Raw genomic sequence first — 16,952 nt, forward strand, 5'->3', positions numbered from 1 at the left:
GCCTTCGCCGCGGCCTCGGCTTCCGCCGCCAGTTCTTCCTCCGTCGGGCCCGGGGTCTTGACCGACTCCAGCAGCAGCTGCGCCACGTCGACGACCTGGACGGATTCCTTCGCCTGGCCGTCGTTCTTCTTGCCGTTGACCGAGTCGGTCAGCATCACCAGGCAGAACGGGCAGGCGGTGGAGATGATGTCCGGGTTGAGGGACAGGGCCTCGTCCACGCGCTCGTTGTTGATGCGCTTGCCGATGCGCTCTTCCATCCACATCCGCGCGCCACCGGCGCCACAGCAGAAGCCCCGCTCCTTGTGGCGGTGCATCTCCTGCTGCCGCAGGCCCGGCACGGCGGACATGATTTCGCGCGGCGGCGTGTAGACCTTGTTGTGCCGGCCCAGGTAGCAGGGGTCGTGGTAGGTGATCAGCCCGTCGACCGGCGTCACCGGCAGCAGCCGGCCCGCGTCGATCAGGTGCTGGAGCAGCTGCGTGTGGTGGATGACCTCGTACTCGCCGCCCAGCTGCGGGTACTCGTTCGCGATGGTGTTGAAGCAGTGCGGGCAGGTCGAGACGATCCGCTTCGCCGACTTCGGCTTCTTCGTCGAGGGGTCCTCGTCGTCCTCGCCGAAGGCCATGTTCAGCATGGCCACGTTCTCCTGGGCGAGCTGCTGGAACAGCGGCTCGTTGCCCAGGCGGCGCGGGGAGTCACCCGTGCACTTCTCGTCGCCGCCCATGATCGCGAACTTGACGCCCGCGATGTTGAGGAGTTCCGCGAAGGCCTTCGTCGTCTTCTTGGCCCGGTCCTCCAGGGCACCCGCGCAGCCGACCCAGTACAGGTAGTCGTACTCGGAGAGGTCCTCGGCGTCCTTGCCGACGATGGGGACCTCGAAGTCGACCTCCTTGGTCCACTCCACGCGCTGCTTCTTCGCGAGGCCCCAGGGGTTGCCCTTCTTCTCCAGGTTCTTGAGCATCGTGCCCGCCTCGGACGGGAACGCGGACTCGATCATCACCTGGTAGCGGCGCATGTCGACGATGTGGTCGATGTGCTCGATGTCGACCGGGCACTGCTCCACGCACGCACCGCAGGTGGTGCAGGACCACAGGACGTCCGGGTCGATGACGCCGTTCTCCTCGGCGGTGCCGATCAGCGGGCGCTCCGCCTCGGCCAGGGCGGCCGCCGGGACGTCCTTCAGCTGCTCGGCGGTCGCCTTCTCCTCGCCCTCCATGGTCTTGCCGCCGCCTGCGAGCAGGTACGGCGCCTTGGCGTGGGCGTGGTCGCGCAGCGACATGATCAGCAGCTTGGGGGACAGGGGCTTGCCCGTGTTCCAGGCGGGGCACTGCGACTGGCAGCGGCCGCACTCGGTGCAGGTGGAGAAGTCGAGGATGCCCTTCCAGGAGAACTGCTCGACCTGGGAGACGCCGAAGACGTCGTCCTCGCCCGGCTCCTCGAAGTCGATCTCCTTGCCGCCGCTCGTCATCGGCTGGAGCGCGCCCAGCGCGGTCGCACCGTCGGCGTTGCGCTTGAACCAGATGTTCGGGAAGCCGAGGAAGCGGTGCCAGGCGACACCCATGTTGGTGTTCAGCGAGACGACGATCATCCAGATCAGCGAGACGCCGATCTTGATCATCGCGGTGAAGTAGATGGCGTTCTGGAGGGTGTCGAGCGAGAGGTTCTGGAAGGCGAGCACCAGCGGGTACGAGGCGAAGTACGCCGGCTCGTACGAGTCCACGTGGTGGATCGCGCCCTCAAGGCCGCGCAGGGTGAGGATCGCGAGGCCGATGGTGAGGATGACGTACTCGACGAAGTACGCCTGCCAGGCCTTCGAGCCGGTGAAGCGCGACTTGCGGCCCGCCCGGGAGGGCAGCGACAGCAGTCGGATGGCGATCAGCACGGCGATGCCGAGGATCGTCATGACGCCGATGAACTCGATGTACAGCTCGAACGGCAGGAAGTCGCCGACGATCGGCAGCACCCAGTCGGCCTGGAAGAGCTGGCCGTACGCCTGCAACAGCGTCGGCGGCAGCGTCAGGAAGCCGATGGCGACGAACCAGTGCGCGAAGCCGACGATGCCCCAGCGGTTCATCCGGCTGTGGCCGAGGAACTCCCGGACCAGGGTGAGCGTTCGTGCCTTCGGACTGTCCGTACGGCTGCCTGCCGGTACGGGCTGTCCGAGCTTCACGAACCGGTAGATCTGCGCCACGGCTCGGGCGAGCAGCGCGACGCCGACCACGGTCAGGACCAGCGACACGATGATCGCGGCGAGTTGCATGGGAGGGCTCCTCGGGCGGGACTTACTAAGCGGTAACTTATTGAGTCAAGGCTTGAGGTTACCCATTCCCCGCGCCGCAATGTAGGTGAGCGAGCGGTGATCTGTGTCGCTCAGGCATGCCTGTGTCGACAGGCCGCCCGAGGGGTCTGAGCCAGGATCGCGAGATCCATCCCCAGCCAATGGCTCTCCACATAGTGCCGGTCCAGCAGGGCCATCTCCTCCCAGGGGAGGTCGGAGCGTGCGCTGACCTGCCACAAACCGGTCATTCCGGGCCGTACGAGGAGCCGGTCGGCCCGGTCCGTGCGTGCCTCCGGGCGCGGCCCGACCAGTGACATCTCGCCGCGCAGCACGTTCAGCAGCTGCGGCATCCCGTCCAGGGCGCACCGCTGCACGGTCGCCCCCAGTCGTCCCGCCGCGTCCGTGCGCAGCCGCCAGGTCCGGAACGGGCGTCCGGCCAGCCCGGCCGCCGGGTGCCGTACGAGGGCCCGTCCGCCCTGGGTCGCGTACAGCAGGGCGGCGACGGTCAGCAGCGGCAGCGCGAACAGTCCGAGCAGCGCGGTGGCCCCGAGGAGGTCGACCACCCGCTTCGCGGGCACGCCCGGTCGGCGCAGGTGTGCCGCCCGGGGCGGGCGTACCGCCCGGAGCAGGTGTAACGGCCGGATCGGGGGGAACGTGAGCGGCGGCAGCGGCATGGGGGCACCCTGCCCGCGCCTCCGGTGGTTTCCGCGGTGCCGCGCAGTGCGCCGGGCGAGCATCGCCCGCTCGGCCCCCGGGAGCGGTGCGTGAGCTTAAGTCCGGGATAAAAGTTGAGTCGACTCCACTCACCTCTGTTGACGTGTGCGGAGCCATGCGGCATGGTTGAGTCTGTTCCACTCAAGTCAGCTGGAGGAAATCAAAATGGCACGTGCGGTCGGCATCGACCTGGGCACCACTAACTCCGTCGTCAGCGTTCTCGAAGGCGGCGAGCCCACCGTCATCACCAACGCCGAGGGCGCCAGGACCACGCCGTCCGTCGTCGCCTTCGCCAAGAACGGCGAGGTCCTCGTCGGCGAGGTGGCCAAGCGCCAGGCGGTCACGAACGTGGACCGGACCATCCGCTCCGTCAAGCGCCACATGGGCACTGACTGGAAGATCAACCTGGATGGCAAGGACTTCAACCCGCAGCAGATGAGCGCCTTCATCCTGCAGAAGCTGAAGCGCGACGCCGAGGCCTACCTGGGTGAGAAGGTCACGGACGCGGTCATCACCGTCCCGGCCTACTTCAACGACTCCGAGCGTCAGGCGACGAAGGAGGCCGGCGAGATCGCGGGCCTGAACGTCCTGCGCATCGTCAACGAGCCGACCGCCGCGGCCCTGGCCTACGGCCTGGACAAGGACGACCAGACCATTCTCGTCTTCGACCTCGGTGGCGGCACGTTCGACGTGTCGCTCCTGGAGATCGGCGACGGCGTGGTCGAGGTCAAGGCCACCAACGGTGACAACCACCTCGGTGGTGACGACTGGGACCAGCGCGTCGTCGACTACCTGGTGAAGCAGTTCGCCAACGGCCACGGCGTCGACCTGTCCAAGGACAAGATGGCGCTCCAGCGTCTGCGCGAGGCCGCCGAGAAGGCGAAGATCGAGCTGTCCTCCTCCACGGAGACCACGATCAACCTGCCCTACATCACGGCTTCCGCCGAGGGCCCGCTGCACTTGGACGAGAAGCTCACGCGCGCCCAGTTCCAGCAGCTGACCGCGGACCTCCTGGACCGCTGCAAGACCCCGTTCCACAACGTCATCAAGGACGCCGGCATCCAGCTGTCCGAGATCGACCACGTGGTCCTGGTCGGCGGCTCCACCCGCATGCCGGCCGTCGCCGAGCTCGTCAAGGAGCTCACCGGTGGTCAGGACGCCAACAAGGGCGTCAACCCGGACGAGGTCGTCGCCATCGGCGCGACCCTCCAGGCCGGTGTCCTCAAGGGTGAGGTCAAGGACGTCCTGCTCCTCGACGTGACCCCGCTGTCCCTCGGCATCGAGACCAAGGGCGGCATCATGACCAAGCTCATCGAGCGCAACACCACGATCCCGACCAAGCGGTCCGAGATCTTCACGACGGCCGAGGACAACCAGCCGTCCGTGCAGATCCAGGTCTACCAGGGTGAGCGCGAGATCGCGGCGTACAACAAGAAGCTCGGCATGTTCGAGCTGACCGGCCTGCCGCCGGCCCCGCGTGGCGTCCCGCAGATCGAGGTCTCCTTCGACATCGACGCGAACGGCATCATGCACGTCACGGCCAAGGACCTTGGCACGGGCAAGGAGCAGAAGATGACCGTCACCGGCGGCTCCTCGCTCGGCAAGGACGAGGTCGACCGCATGCGCCAGGAGGCGGAGCAGTACGCGGACGAGGACCTGCGCCGCAAGGAGGCGGCCGAGTCCCGCAACCAGGGCGAGCAGCTCGTCTACCAGACGGAGAAGTTCGTCAAGGACAACGAGGACAAGGTCCCGGCCGAGGTCAAGACCGAGGTCGAGGCCGCCGTCGCCGAGCTGAAGGACAAGCTCAAGGGCGAGGACACCGCCGAGATCCGCACCGCGACTGAGAAGCTCGCCGCGGTCAGCCAGAAGCTCGGCCAGGCCATCTACGCCGACGCGCAGGCCGGCCAGGCGTCCGCCGGCGCCCCCGGCGCGGAGCAGGCCAAGGCCGACGACGACGTCGTCGACGCCGAGATCGTCGACGACGAGAAGCCGAAGGGCGGCGCTGCCTGATGTCGGAGGAGACCCCGGGTTTCGAGGAGAAGCCCGAAGTCCCCACCGGCGCCACGCCTGACGACGCCGCCGAGCCGAAGGCCGCAGCTTCCTCCGAGGAGGAGGCCGCGGCCCCGGCCGGGGACTCCGGAGCACCGTCCGCCCAGGAGACGGCTCTGCTGGCGCAGCTGGACCAGGCCCGCACCGCGCTCGGTGAGCGCACCGCGGACCTCCAGCGGCTCCAGGCGGAGTACCAGAACTACCGCCGCCGGGTGGAGCGGGACCGCATCGCCGTCAAGGAGATCGCGGTCGCGTCCCTCCTGACGGAGCTGCTCCCGACCCTGGACGACATCGGCCGGGCGCGGGACCATGGCGAGCTGGTCGGCGGCTTCAAGTCGGTGGCCGAATCGCTGGAGACCGCCGCGGCCAAGATGGGGCTGCAGCAGTTCGGCAAGGAGGGCGAGCCCTTCGACCCGACGATCCACGAGGCCCTGATGCACTCGTACGCGCCGGACGTCACCGAGACGACCTGCGTGGCGATCCTGCAGCCGGGGTACCGGATCGGCGAGCGTACGATCCGCCCCGCGCGGGTCGCGGTGGCCGAGCCCCAGCCGGGGGCGGCCCCCAAGTCCGAGTCCGCGGACGGCGAATCGCCTTCGGACAAGGACGCGGATGCCCCCGACAAGGGCTGACATCCGTACGGCAGGACACGCAGTGGCACGAGAGGAGGGACACCGGGGATGAGCACGAAGGACTTCGTCGAGAAGGACTACTACAAGGTCCTCGGTGTCCCGAAGGACGCTACCGAGGCCGAGATCAAGAAGGCGTACCGGAAGCTCGCGCGCGAGTTCCACCCGGACGCCAACAAGGGCGACGCCTCGGCCGAGGAGCGCTTCAAGGAGATCTCCGAGGCGAACGACATCCTCGGTGACGCCAAGAAGCGCAAGGAGTACGACGAGGCCCGCACCCTGTTCGGCAACGGGGGCTTCCGCCCCGGTCCGGGCGGGGGCGGCTCGTTCAACTTCGACCTGGGCGACCTGTTCGGCGGCACCCAGCCGGGTGCCGGCGGCGCGGGCGGCGGCTTCGGCGGCGGCGGCGGCCTGGGCGACGTCTTCGGCGGCCTGTTCAACCGCGGCGGCGCGGGCCCCGGGACCCGTACCCAGCCGCGCCGCGGCCAGGACATCGAGTCGGAGGTCACCCTCTCCTTCACGGAGGCGGTGGACGGGGCGACGGTCCCGCTCCGGATGTCCTCCCAGGCGCCCTGCAAGGCTTGTTCGGGCACCGGCGACAAGAACGGCACTCCGCGCGTGTGCCCGACCTGCGTAGGCACCGGCCAGGTGTCGCGGGGCAGCGGCGGCGGTTTCTCGCTGACCGACCCCTGCGCGGACTGCAAGGGCCGCGGCCTGATCGCGGAGACCCCCTGCGACGTCTGCAAGGGCAGCGGGCGGGCCAAGTCCTCCCGCACCATGCAGGTCCGCATCCCGCCGGGCGTCTCCGACAACCAGCGGATCCGGCTGCGCGGCAAAGGCGCTCCGGGCGAGCGCGGCGGTCCCGCGGGCGACCTGTACGTGGTCGTCCACGTGGACGGCCACCCGGTCTTCGGCCGCAAGGGCGACAACCTGACGGTCAGCGTTCCGGTGACGATCGCCGAGGCCGCCCTGGGAGCCGACATCAAGGTTCCGACCCTGAACGGTCCGCCGGTGACGCTGAAGCTGCCGCCGGGCACCCCCAGCGGGCGCACCATGCGGGCCCGCGGCAAGGGAGCGGTCCGTAAGGACGGCACCCGCGGAGACCTGCTGGTGACGGTGGAGGTCGCGGTTCCGGCCTCGCTGTCGGACAAGGCCCGCGAGGCACTGGAGATGTACCGCGACGCGACGGAGTCGGAGGACCCGCGCGCCGTGCTGTTCGAGTCCGCGAAGGGAGCATGACATGGACGGCCGCCGACGACAGCCCCGGTTCGGTAACGGGGCTTACGAGCTGACCGACGAGACCCCGGTCTACGTGATCTCGGTGGCCGCCCAGCTCTCGGGCCTGCATCCGCAGACCCTGCGCCAGTACGACCGCCTCGGCCTGGTCTCCCCGGACCGGACGGCCGGCCGCGGCCGGCGCTACTCGGCCCGCGACATCGAACTGCTCCGCACGGTGCAGGCGCTGTCCCAGGACGAGGGGATCAACCTGGCCGGCATCAAGCGGATCATCGAGCTGGAGAACCAGGTCACGGCGCTCCAGCAGCGCGTGGCCGAGCTCGCGGCGGCGGTGGACGGCGCGGCAGCCGTGCTCCAGCAGCGCGAAGCCCAGGTGCACGCCTCGTACCGGCGAGATCTGGTCAAGTACCAGCCGCCGGTGGCGGGCAACGCCCTGGTCGTGTGGCGTCCCGCGCCGAAGCGCCAGGGCGACTGACTCCGGCCGGCCCCGGCGGCCGGCACGCGAACGCGTAGGCCCCGCCCGGGATCCCCGGGCGGGGCCAGTGCGTTGTCCGGCGGGCTTCAGTCGCCCCCGTCCTCCAGGATTCCGGAGCGGGCGATGAGGAAGCCGAGTTGGGCGCGGCTGCCGCTGCCGAGGGTGCTGGCGAGCTTCGCGATGTGCGCGCGGCAGGTCCGTACGTTCATGCCGAGCCGGCGGGCGATGGCCTCGTCGACGTGGCCCTCGATGAGGAGCTGGGCGATGGTGCGCTGCACGCCCGAGATTCCGCCGCGGGTGTGCTGGTACGTCACTTCTTCCTGGAGCGGCACCGCGCGGTGCCACAGCTGCTCGAACACCTTGATGAGGTAGTCCACGAGCCCAGGGTGGCGCAGTTCCAGGGCGACCTGGCGGTCGTCGCTGGCCGGGATGAAGGCGACGGTCCGGTCGAAGATGATGAGGCGCTCGAAGAGCTCCTCCAACGTGCGCACTTCGACCTTGCCGGCCTTGAGGAGATCGACGTATGCGAGGGTGCCGCGGCTGTGCCGGACGGTGTGCTGGTAGAGGGTCCGGATCCGGACACCGCGGTCGGTCAGCGGCTGGTCGCGTTCCAGGGCTTCGGTGAGCTCCAGGCTGGGCCGGGCGCCGCCGGGCTGGATGGTGAGCATCTCGGTGTGGCACTCGGCCGTGGCGAGGTTGAGGGCGGCGTTGATGGGGTCGAAACCTTCGAGCACGGTGATGGCGTGGGTGCTTGCCGGATTCTGCGCGCTGATGGCGAGAAACGGCTCGAAAGCCTCGGACAGTTCGAGGGAATCGCGGCGTCTGTCGCGGATCTCGCGTTCGATCGGATGCAGCCGCTGTGCGAGTGCCACGGCCGGTGGAACCGGACGGAGCGAATTGGCGTCATCAGGATCCGGCTGCAACAGCGCCAGATCGAGCAGACAGGGTGCCGTTTTGACATCCCCACGTGCGATACGTCCCGTCCTCAGCGCACTCGTGTAGAGCCGCGCCCCCTCGCTGCACAGCTCGGTGACCGAGTGGGGATGTGTCGCTTTTGTTCTGTTTATGGTCAAATCTCCACCCCCCAGGGTCCTGAACATGCAAGAACATGATGCATCGTCCCTGTGGCAGTGATGTGCCTGAATGAGCCATCGTCTGACAGGCGGGGGAGAGGATTTCATCAAGTGAGGACGAAGCCGACCATGAACAAGAGAATGCTTCGCTCGGCGCTTGCCACCGTCATCTTCTCGGCTGTGGCCGGTCTGGGACTTGCCGGGGTCACCCTGGGGGGCGCTGCAGGGGGTGTCGCCGACCTCCAGGCGGCACCGCTGGAGGACAGCGGATGGCGCGCGGCACCGATGGATAGCGGGTGGCGCTCCGCCCCCGTCGACGCCGAAGCCGGCGCCGTTGGCTCGGAGACCGCGGTATGACCCCCGACGACCGCGGTTTCCGTCGCGAAATGGCCTCTGCCTACCGCTCCGGCTGGCAGTTCATCGACCTTGCCACGGCCATCCCCCACCCTGGCGACTCGTTGATGGTCACCCTGTTCGGACAGCCCATCGTCATCACGCGCGAGGAGGACGAAGACGTCCGGGCGTACCGATGCCTGCGCCGCCCCCGCGGCGCGCCGCAGCCCGTCCGCTGCGAGGTGCGCTACGGAATGGTCTTCGTCAACCTTGATCAGCGCGACCACCAGCTCTTCGAACCCGATATCACCACCGCCACCCCCCGCAGTGCCTGAAGCGATTCCCCCGTCGTTGCAGATCGCTCCAGGTGCTTCCCCCACACAACGGCGCCATCGTGGACCTGACCACGATGGCGCCGTTGTGATGTCCGCGTCCAGTGCTTGAACCGGACAAGGTGAAAACCGAACTGTTTCCGCGTGCTGGTGCTGGTGCTGGTACCGGTGCCGGTTCGGGCCGGATGGTTCAGGCGCGTCCCATGGCTCGGTCGAGGGTGATCTCCAGGACGACCCGGTCCGGATTGGGCGACGGCGTCCGCCCGTAGCGCTCCGCGTAGCGCGCCACCGCCTCGGCGACCGAGGCCTCGTCCGTGCGGACCACCGCGCTGCCCTCCAGGGTCGCCCAGCGGCGTCCCTGCATCTGGCACACCGCGACCCTGGCCGGGCCCTGCTCCGTCGCCTGCGCCGCCAGCACGTTGCGGATCTTCTTGCTGTTCTTGTTGCTGATCACCCGGGCCAGACCGGCCTCCGGGTCGTACGTGACGCCCACCGGCACCACGTGCGGCGTCCCGTCGGGGCGTGGGGTGGTCAGGGTGCAGACGTGCCGCTCCCGCCAGAAGGCGAGGTACTCGGGCGTCGGGTTGAGTACGTCATGAGCCATGGCCCGAGGGTACGACTGTGGCCTTGAGTGGAATAGACTCAACTTTGCGTACGCTGACATACTCACAGCCGCTCCTGAGAGGGGAAGTCGCACGTGGATGCCGAGCTGACCAACAAGAGCCGGGACGCCCTGAACGCGGCCACCAGCCGGGCCGTGAAGGACGGCCACGCGGATCTGACCCCGGCGCACCTGCTGCTGGCCCTCCTCGCCGGCGAGGACAACGAGAACATCATCGACCTGCTCGCGGCCACCGAAGCCGACCAGGCGGCGGTCCGGGGCGGCGCCGAGCGGCTGCTGGCCGCCCTGCCCAGCGTCACGGGCTCCACGGTCGCGCCCCCGCAGCCCACCCGCGACCTGCTCGCCGTACTCGCCGAGGCCGACCAGCAGGCCGGCAAGCTTGGCGACGAGTACCTCTCCACCGAGCACCTCCTCATCGCGATCGCCGCCAAGGGCGGCGCGGCCGGTGAGGTCCTTTCCGCCCAGGGCGCGACGGCGAAGAAGCTGCTGGACGCCTTCGAGAACGCACGAGGAGGACGGCGGGTGACCACCCCCGACCCCGAGGGTCAGTACAAGGCCCTGGAGAAGTTCGGCACCGACTTCACGGCAGCCGCCCGTGAGGGCAAGCTCGACCCCGTCATCGGCCGCGACCAGGAGATCCGGCGCGTCGTCCAGGTCCTGTCGCGCCGTACGAAGAACAACCCGGTGCTCATCGGCGAACCCGGCGTCGGCAAGACGGCCGTCGTCGAGGGCCTGGCGCAGCGCATCGTCAAGGGCGACGTCCCCGAGTCGCTGAAGAACAAGCGGCTGGTCTCGCTCGACCTCGGCGCGATGGTCGCCGGTGCTAAGTACCGCGGCGAGTTCGAGGAGCGGCTGAAGACGGTCCTCGCGGAGATCAAGTCCAGCGACGGCCAGATCATCACCTTCATCGACGAGCTGCACACCGTCGTCGGCGCGGGCGCCGGCGGGGATTCCGCCATGGACGCGGGCAACATGCTCAAGCCCATGCTGGCCCGCGGCGAGCTGCGGATGGTCGGCGCGACCACGCTCGACGAGTACCGCGAGCGGATCGAGAAGGACCCGGCGCTGGAGCGCCGCTTCCAGCAGGTGCTGGTCGCCGAGCCCTCCGTCGAGGACACGATCGCGATCCTGCGCGGCCTCAAGGGCCGCTACGAGGCCCACCACAAGGTCGTCATCAACGACAGCGCGCTGGTGGCCGCCGCGACCCTGTCCGACCGCTACATCACCTCCCGCTTCCTCCCCGACAAGGCCATCGACCTGGTCGACGAGGCCGCGTCCCGGCTGCGCATGGAGATCGACTCCTCGCCGCTGGAGATCGACGAGCTGCAGCGCTCGGTCGACCGCCTGCGGATGGAGGAGCTGGCGCTGAAGAACGAGTCCGACCCGGCCTCGATCGAGCGCCTGGACAAGCTCCGCAAGGACCTCGCGGACCGGGAGGAGGACCTGCGGGGCCTGACCGCCCGCTGGGAGAAGGAGAAGCAGTCCCTCAACCGCGTCGGCGAGCTCAAGGAGCGCCTGGACGACCTGCGCGGGCAGGCCGAGCGGGCGCAGCGCGACGGCGACTTCGACACCGCCTCCAAGCTGCTCTACGGGGAGATCCCGACGCTGGAGCGCGAGCTGGCCGAAGCCACGGAGGAGGAGGAAGAGGCCTCCAAGACCGGCCACTCCAAGGACGCGATGGTCAAGGACGAGGTGGGGCCCGACGACATCGCGGACGTGGTGGGCGCTTGGACGGGGATCCCGGCCGGCCGCCTGCTGGAGGGCGAGACGCAGAAGCTGCTGCGCATGGAGGACGAGCTGGGCCGCCGCCTGATCGGCCAGGGCGAGGCCGTCCGGGCCGTCTCGGACGCGGTGCGCCGCACCCGGGCCGGGATCGCGGACCCCGACCGCCCGACCGGCTCGTTCCTGTTCCTGGGCCCGACGGGCGTGGGCAAGACGGAGCTGGCCAAGGCGCTCGCCGACTTCCTCTTCGACGACGAGCGGGCCATGGTCCGCATCGACATGTCGGAGTACTCCGAGAAGCACAGCGTGGCCCGTCTCGTCGGCGCCCCGCCCGGCTACGTCGGCTACGAGGAGGGCGGCCAGCTGACCGAGGCCGTACGCCGCCGCCCGTACTCCGTGGTGCTGCTGGACGAGGTCGAGAAGGCCCACCCCGAGGTCTTCGACATCCTGCTCCAGGTCCTGGACGACGGCCGCCTCACGGACGGCCAGGGCCGCACCGTGGACTTCCGCAACACGATCCTGATCCTGACCTCGAACCTGGGCAGCCAGTTCCTGATGGACCCGGCGACCTCGGCGCAGGACAAGCGCGAGCGGGTCCTGGAAGTGGTCCGGGCCTCCTTCAAGCCGGAGTTCCTCAACCGCCTCGACGACCTGGTGGTCTTCTCCGCACTGACCGAGGAAGAGCTGGCGCACATCGCCGAGCTCCAGATCGGCAGCCTCGCCAAGCGCCTGGCCGACCGCCGCCTGGCCCTGGACGTCACGCCCGAGGCCCTGGCCTGGCTGGCGGACAAGGGCAACGACCCGGCGTACGGGGCCCGGCCGCTGCGCCGCCTGATCCAGACGGCGATCGGCGACCGCCTGGCCAAGGAGATCCTGGCGGGCGAGGTCCGCGACGGGGACACGGTCCGGGTCGACGTGGCAGGCGAAGACCTGATCGTCGGCAAGGCGCTCTGACGCGCCCCGGCCGCGCCCCGGCCGCGCCCCGGCCGCGCCCCGGCCGGGCCCTGGCCGGGCCCTGGCCGGGCCCCGGCCGGCCTTACGGGCGGCTCACTCCTGTCCGCCCTGCGCGGATCGTACGTGCGGGGGTGGACAGGGGGTGGGAGCCATGGGGGAGGATGACATCATCCGCACGAAGGGAAAACACGGTGAGCATCGACCCGGCCTCGATTCCGAATTTCGGAGGGCAGCAGCCCGATCCGCAGGCCACAGGACCGGCGGGCCCCGTCGTCCCCGACCAGGATCTGGTCAAGCAGCTGCTGGAGCAGATGGAGCTCAAGTACGTCGTCGACGACGAGGGTGACCTCGCGGCGCCGTGGGAGGAGTTCCGGACGTACTTCATGTTCCGCGGCGAGGACGAGCAGCAGGTCTTCTCGGTGCGGACCTTCTACGACCGTCCGCACGCGATCGAAGACAAGCCCCAGCTCCTTGAGTCGATCGACGATTGGAACCGCCGCACCCTGTGGCCGAAGGTCTACAGCCACACGCACGACGACGGCTCCGTTCGCCTGATCGGCGAGGCGCAGATGCTGATCGGCACCGGCGTCAGCCTGGAGCACTTCGTTTCTTCCACGGTCAGCTGGGTCCGGGCCTCCATCGAGTTCGACAAGTGGCTCGTGGAGCAGCTCGGCCTGGAGAAGGAGATCGACTCCACCGACGGTGAGGACGAGGACGGCGGCGACGACGCCTAGTCGTCGCTGACCGTCACAGCGGCACGCGGGCGATCAACAGCAGGTACAGCCCGTAGCCGTACGAGAGCCCGGCCAGCCCCGCGGTCGTCATGACCGCGGAGCGCGGCCGGGCTCGTGCCATTGCGGCGGCGACCGGCAGGAGCAGGGGGAACGCCGGGAGCAGGAAGCGCGGCTTCGATTCGAAGTAGCCGGCCCCGCCGTAGGTGATCAGCAGCAGGACGGCGGTGTACGCGAGCAGCGCCATCGGCGTCCGGTCGAGCAGCAGGAGCACCGCCAGGAGCCCGGCGGCGGCCAGGACGGCCACGGTCACGACCGTGGCGAGCGGTACGTGCCCGCCGGTCAGCACCCGCCAGACGGTGGCGGTGGTGTACGAGCCGAAGTCGAAGCGGGAGCCCCAGCGCTGCTGCACGGTGAAGTACCCGGCCGGACTCCCGGTGCGTATCCCGACGGCGACGACGTACGCGACCCAGCCCGCCGGGGCCAGTAGCGCGGCCGCCCACACCTCGGGCGCGCGGGATCTTCGTACGAGCAGGGTGTGCAGGGCCGCGGCGGTCACGGCGGCGCCGACGGCGATCCCGGTCGGGCGGGTCAGTCCGGCGAGCACGGCGAGGCCCGCGGCCCACAGCCACCGCCGGCGCAGCACGGTGTACAGGGCCCAGGCGGCGAGCGCGGCGAGCAGCGGCTCGGTGTAGGCGAGGGTCAGCACCACCGCGTGCGGGGTCGCCGCCCACAGCGCCACCAGCAGTACCCCGGCGCGCGGGGCGAGCACGAGCTCTCCGACGCGGTACACGCCGACGGCGGCGACCGCGGCGGCGGTCCAGGCCACGAGCAGCCCGGCCCAGGGCGTGGCGCCGGCCAGCCGCACGAGCAGCGGGTAGAGCGGGAAGAACGCGTAGTCGCTCTGCACGAGACCGGAGGCGGCCGACATCTGGGTGCGGCCGTAGCCGTGCACGGCGATGCCGAGGTACCAGGCGGAGTCCCAGGAGTGCCCGAGCACGCGGACGGGGCTGCGCCCGGCCCACCACGCCCCGACGGCGAGCACGAGCGCGCCGCCGGCGCGGACGGCGGAGAACAGCCCGAGGGCGACGAGGGCCGCGGGCACCCTGCCGGTCCGGAGCTCCTGCGGACGTACGGAAACCGACAGACTGCCCGTCGCCGTCATGAACCCCGTCTTTCCCGCGCTGCGTGAAGTGGGCCCGTCCCGGCGAGGAGAGCCTCGGGCACCCTAAAGCTCAGGGGCGCCCGGCGGGTGTGAATGCCGCTGGAACCTCCGGTGAAATCGGGCGCCGCCCGCAGCGGGTGCCCGGCTCAGAGCCGCCGCAGCCGCGCGGCGGCTTCTTCGAGCACCTCCGTCTTCTTGCAGAACGCCCAGCGGACCTGGGTGGCGCCGGCGGCCCGGTCGTCGTAGAAGACCTGGTTGGGGATGGCGACGACGCCGCAGCGCTCGGGGAGGGCGCGGCAGAAGGCGAGGCCGTCCTTTTCACCGAGGGGCGTGATGTCCGTGGTGATGAAGTACGTGCCCTGTGGGCGGAAGACCTCGAACCCGGCGGCCGTGAGGCCGTCGGCGAGGATGTCGCGCTTGGCGGCCAGGTCGGCGCGGAAGCCGTCGAAGTAGTCGTCGGGGAGCTGCAGGGCCTGCGCGATGGCGTACTGGAAGGGGCCCGAGGAGACGTACGTCAGGAACTGCTTGGCGGAGCGGACCGCGGAGACGAGCTCCGGCGGGGCGGTGATCCAGCCGACCTTCCAGCCCGTGAACGAGAACGTCTTGCCCGCCGAGCCGATGGTGACGGTGCGCTCGCGCATGCCGGGCAGCGAGGCCAGCGGGACGTGGGCGCCCTCGAAGACCAGGTGCTCGTAGACCTCGTCGGTGACCACCAGGAGGTCGCGCTCCCGTGCGAGCTCCGCGATCGCGGCGAGCTCGGCCGGGGTCAGGACCGTGCCCGTCGGGTTGTGCGGGGTGTTCAGCAGGATCAGGCGGGTGCGCGGTGTGACCGCGGCGCGCAGTTCGTCGAGGTCGAGGGTGAAGGCCCCGGCGTGCGGGCGCAGGGTGACCGGGACGCGGGTGGCGCCGGCCATCGCGATGCAGGCCGCGTACGAGTCGTAGTAGGGCTCCAGGGCGATGACCTCGTCGCCCGGTTCGAGCAGGGCGAGGAGGGAGGCGGCGATGGCTTCCGTGGCGCCCGCGGTGACCAGGACCTCCGTGTCCGGTTCGTAGGGCAGGCCGTAGAACCGCTGCTGGTGCTGGGCGATCGCGGTGCGCAGCTCCGGGACGCCGGGGCCCGGCGGGTACTGGTTGCCCAGGCCCGACAGCACGGCGCGGGAGGCTGCCTCGGCGATCTCGGCGGGTCCGTCGGTGTCGGGGAAGCCCTGGCCGAGGTTGATCGCCCCGGTGCGGGCGGCCAGGGCCGACATCTCCGCGAAGATCGTCGTGCCGAAGGACGCGAGCCGGCGGTTCAGGAGGGGGCGGCTGCCGCCCACGGGTGCGCTCATGGGCGCAATCCTGGGGGCAACCTCTGGACTTGCTCAAGTGTGCTTTGGCCCGTGTGGCCCGGGGGCATCCCCCCTTCATGCGGGCCCCGGCCCGTGAAGGAACAGTCGGCTCTCGGGGGACCGGGGCGTTGGAGGGGGGTTGAGGATCATGTCTTTTATCGGCCTGCTGCTCGTGGTGGCGGTCATCGCAGCCTTCGTGTTCCTGGTGACGAAGGTGGTCCGTGCCTGGACCGGTGCCGATTCCGGCTCCGGCTCCGGATCCGGCTCGTCCTGGTGGGCGGGGGGCAGCGGCGGTTCCTCTTGCGGGGGCGGCTCCTCCTGCGGCTCCTCCTCCTGCGGTTCCTCCTCGTCCTGTGGGGGCTCCTCGTCCTCCTGCGGCGGTGGAGGCTGCGGTTCCAGCTGACACGGGGCAGCTGGCGCCGCGCACGTCGGGGCGCCCGACGGTGCTAACTGCCGTCGGGCGCCCTTATGTTCGGGCTGGTGGATCCGCACGTTCCGGCTTGCGGAGCCGACGCGGGGTGACGCGAGGGCCGTACGGGGTTGAACACGTGAACTGAGTAGCCCCCGGGGGGATGTAAACCCAACCAAGTTGGGTAAAAACGCTGTGAGTGCCGTGCCTTTCATGATTCCCTCGGTTGAGTAGACCAGTCCTCGGACCTCCCTGGACTTCCTGCGGACCCGTGCCGGTGTCCCCCCACCCGTTGACTACCGCTGGCGGGCCCCGGCCCATCTCCCTCGCGCGTTTGCGGAGCCGACTCATGCTCACGACCCTCCAGACCACCTACACCGACACGCGTGCCGCCGATCTCGCCTGGGCCCTGGGTCGGGACCGGCTGCCCGCCCTGGCCGTGCTGAACCTCGACCTGGCGGGCGCGAAGTTGGAGTTGCGCCTGCTCGGGGCCTCGCACCAGGTGCTCCTGGAGGAGGGCGCGGTGCTCTGTTCGGAGACGGTCGCCTGCATGCCCGGCAGCAGGACGCCGCTGCCGCTCGGCGTGGCCAAGCGGATGGGCGACTGGGAGTACGAGTTCGCCGCCCGGGTGGAGACCCTGTCGCAGGGCTCTTTCGCGGGGCGCGCGCAGGAGCTGCTCGCGCTGGTCGCGGATCACCCGAACGGGTTGGCCGGAACCTTTCCCGGTAGCCCGCACGCCTTCACCGCCATGCTCGCGCAGCGCCACGAGGGGCAGGTGCGCTGGCGGACCTGGCACGCGTACCCGCAGGAAGGCCAGTTGGTGGCCACCCGTACGAGGGTCGGAGCGCGTACGGGCGCACCTGCCGAAGCCCTGGAACCCGCCGCGCAGTAGTGCGCGAGCGGG

The 16,952-nt window shown here is 70.0% G+C and carries 14 protein-coding genes and 1 pseudogene; 9 read left to right on the forward strand and 6 right to left on the reverse strand.

The window, feature by feature from the left end:
- Positions 1–8: 8 nt before the first annotated feature.
- Together OHA65_RS20445 and OHA65_RS20450 are read right to left on the reverse strand one after the other, a co-directional pair.
- Positions 9–2,258 (reverse strand): annotated as a pseudogene (locus tag OHA65_RS20445) ((Fe-S)-binding protein); the annotation flags it as partial.
- 110 nt (positions 2,259–2,368) lie between these two features.
- Positions 2,369–2,950: a sugar transferase gene (locus OHA65_RS20450; RefSeq protein ID WP_327284525.1), complete on the reverse strand. Its 582-nt coding sequence runs from the start codon at positions 2,948–2,950 to the stop codon at positions 2,369–2,371.
- A 205-nt stretch (positions 2,951–3,155) separates the two neighbouring features.
- Here OHA65_RS20450 and dnaK point away from each other — a divergent pair, with 205 nt between their 5' ends.
- The 4 genes from dnaK to OHA65_RS20470 are packed head-to-tail and all read left to right on the forward strand — an operon-like array spanning position 3,156 to position 7,379.
- Positions 3,156–5,000, forward strand: coding sequence for a molecular chaperone DnaK (gene dnaK, locus OHA65_RS20455; RefSeq protein WP_327284526.1), 1,845 nt, complete (start codon positions 3,156–3,158; stop codon positions 4,998–5,000).
- Positions 5,000–5,671: a nucleotide exchange factor GrpE gene (grpE, locus tag OHA65_RS20460; protein ID WP_327284527.1), complete on the forward strand. Its 672-nt coding sequence runs from the start codon at positions 5,000–5,002 to the stop codon at positions 5,669–5,671. The genes dnaK and grpE overlap by 1 nt, the downstream gene beginning before the upstream one ends.
- 48 nt (positions 5,672–5,719) lie before the next feature.
- On the forward strand, positions 5,720–6,907 hold the full coding sequence (dnaJ, locus tag OHA65_RS20465; RefSeq protein ID WP_327284528.1) for a molecular chaperone DnaJ: 1,188 nt from the start codon (positions 5,720–5,722) through the stop codon (positions 6,905–6,907).
- Position 6,908: 1 nt separating this feature from the next.
- Positions 6,909–7,379, forward strand: a complete 471-nt coding sequence (locus OHA65_RS20470) for a heat shock protein transcriptional repressor HspR (protein WP_327284529.1) — start codon at positions 6,909–6,911, stop codon at positions 7,377–7,379.
- 86 nt (positions 7,380–7,465) lie between these two features.
- Here OHA65_RS20470 and OHA65_RS20475 read toward each other — a convergent pair whose 3' ends face one another.
- The gene (locus tag OHA65_RS20475; protein ID WP_327284530.1) at positions 7,466–8,479 is read right to left on the reverse strand and encodes a helix-turn-helix transcriptional regulator; all 1,014 of its coding nucleotides are present in this window, start codon (positions 8,477–8,479) and stop codon (positions 7,466–7,468) included.
- A 326-nt stretch (positions 8,480–8,805) separates the two neighbouring features.
- Here OHA65_RS20475 and OHA65_RS20480 point away from each other — a divergent pair, with 326 nt between their 5' ends.
- Entirely contained in the window at positions 8,806–9,120 is a 315-nt protein-coding gene (locus OHA65_RS20480) for a hypothetical protein (RefSeq protein ID WP_030299141.1), read from the forward strand.
- 187 nt (positions 9,121–9,307) lie between these two features.
- On the opposite strand, the gene OHA65_RS20485 is transcribed toward OHA65_RS20480, so the two are convergent.
- The gene (locus tag OHA65_RS20485; protein WP_327284531.1) at positions 9,308–9,721 is read right to left on the reverse strand and encodes a pyridoxamine 5'-phosphate oxidase family protein; all 414 of its coding nucleotides are present in this window, start codon (positions 9,719–9,721) and stop codon (positions 9,308–9,310) included.
- A gap of 93 nt (positions 9,722–9,814) precedes the next feature.
- Here OHA65_RS20485 and clpB point away from each other — a divergent pair, with 93 nt between their 5' ends.
- The gene (gene clpB, locus OHA65_RS20490; RefSeq protein ID WP_327284532.1) at positions 9,815–12,415 is read left to right on the forward strand and encodes an ATP-dependent chaperone ClpB; all 2,601 of its coding nucleotides are present in this window, start codon (positions 9,815–9,817) and stop codon (positions 12,413–12,415) included.
- Positions 12,416–12,606: 191 nt separating this feature from the next.
- Positions 12,607–13,149 (forward strand): YbjN domain-containing protein, encoded by a 543-nt coding sequence (locus OHA65_RS20495; RefSeq protein ID WP_327284533.1) that lies wholly within the window; start codon positions 12,607–12,609, stop codon positions 13,147–13,149.
- A gap of 13 nt (positions 13,150–13,162) precedes the next feature.
- Here OHA65_RS20495 and OHA65_RS20500 read toward each other — a convergent pair whose 3' ends face one another.
- Both OHA65_RS20500 and OHA65_RS20505 read right to left on the reverse strand, forming a co-directional pair.
- Positions 13,163–14,311, reverse strand: a complete 1,149-nt coding sequence (locus tag OHA65_RS20500; RefSeq protein ID WP_405762256.1) for a hypothetical protein — start codon at positions 14,309–14,311, stop codon at positions 13,163–13,165.
- A 146-nt stretch (positions 14,312–14,457) separates the two neighbouring features.
- Positions 14,458–15,639 carry a pyridoxal phosphate-dependent aminotransferase gene (locus tag OHA65_RS20505; RefSeq protein WP_328763280.1) on the reverse strand — a complete coding sequence of 394 codons (1,182 nt, stop codon included), beginning with the start codon at positions 15,637–15,639 and terminating at the stop codon, positions 14,458–14,460.
- A 148-nt stretch (positions 15,640–15,787) separates the two neighbouring features.
- Here OHA65_RS20505 and OHA65_RS20510 point away from each other — a divergent pair, with 148 nt between their 5' ends.
- Both OHA65_RS20510 and OHA65_RS20515 read left to right on the forward strand, forming a co-directional pair.
- Positions 15,788–16,042, forward strand: a complete 255-nt coding sequence (locus tag OHA65_RS20510; protein ID WP_327284536.1) for a hypothetical protein — start codon at positions 15,788–15,790, stop codon at positions 16,040–16,042.
- 355 nt (positions 16,043–16,397) lie between these two features.
- On the forward strand, positions 16,398–16,940 hold the full coding sequence (locus OHA65_RS20515; RefSeq protein ID WP_327284537.1) for a DUF2617 family protein: 543 nt from the start codon (positions 16,398–16,400) through the stop codon (positions 16,938–16,940).
- The last annotated feature ends 12 nt before the right edge of the window (positions 16,941–16,952 follow it).

The sequence above is a fragment of the Streptomyces sp. NBC_00045 genome (assembly GCF_045041095.1).
In the GTDB taxonomy this organism is placed as follows: domain Bacteria; phylum Actinomycetota; class Actinomycetes; order Streptomycetales; family Streptomycetaceae; genus Streptomyces.

Coding starts and splice junctions, on each gene's coding strand:
- OHA65_RS20450 (WP_327284525.1), bottom strand. CDS start 2,950: ATGCCGCTGCCGCCGCTCACGTTCCCCCCGATCCGGCCGTTACACCTG.
- OHA65_RS20500 (WP_405762256.1), bottom strand. CDS start 14,311: ATGACGGCGACGGGCAGTCTGTCGGTTTCCGTACGTCCGCAGGAGCTC.
- OHA65_RS20470 (WP_327284529.1), top strand. CDS start 6,909: ATGGACGGCCGCCGACGACAGCCCCGGTTCGGTAACGGGGCTTACGAG.
- dnaK (WP_327284526.1), top strand. CDS start 3,156: ATGGCACGTGCGGTCGGCATCGACCTGGGCACCACTAACTCCGTCGTC.
- dnaJ (WP_327284528.1), top strand. CDS start 5,720: ATGAGCACGAAGGACTTCGTCGAGAAGGACTACTACAAGGTCCTCGGT.
- OHA65_RS20475 (WP_327284530.1), bottom strand. CDS start 8,479: ATGTTCAGGACCCTGGGGGGTGGAGATTTGACCATAAACAGAACAAAA.
- OHA65_RS20485 (WP_327284531.1), bottom strand. CDS start 9,721: ATGGCTCATGACGTACTCAACCCGACGCCCGAGTACCTCGCCTTCTGG.
- OHA65_RS20515 (WP_327284537.1), top strand. CDS start 16,398: ATGCTCACGACCCTCCAGACCACCTACACCGACACGCGTGCCGCCGAT.
- OHA65_RS20505 (WP_328763280.1), bottom strand. CDS start 15,639: ATGAGCGCACCCGTGGGCGGCAGCCGCCCCCTCCTGAACCGCCGGCTC.
- OHA65_RS20510 (WP_327284536.1), top strand. CDS start 15,788: ATGTCTTTTATCGGCCTGCTGCTCGTGGTGGCGGTCATCGCAGCCTTC.
- grpE (WP_327284527.1), top strand. CDS start 5,000: ATGTCGGAGGAGACCCCGGGTTTCGAGGAGAAGCCCGAAGTCCCCACC.
- OHA65_RS20480 (WP_030299141.1), top strand. CDS start 8,806: ATGACCCCCGACGACCGCGGTTTCCGTCGCGAAATGGCCTCTGCCTAC.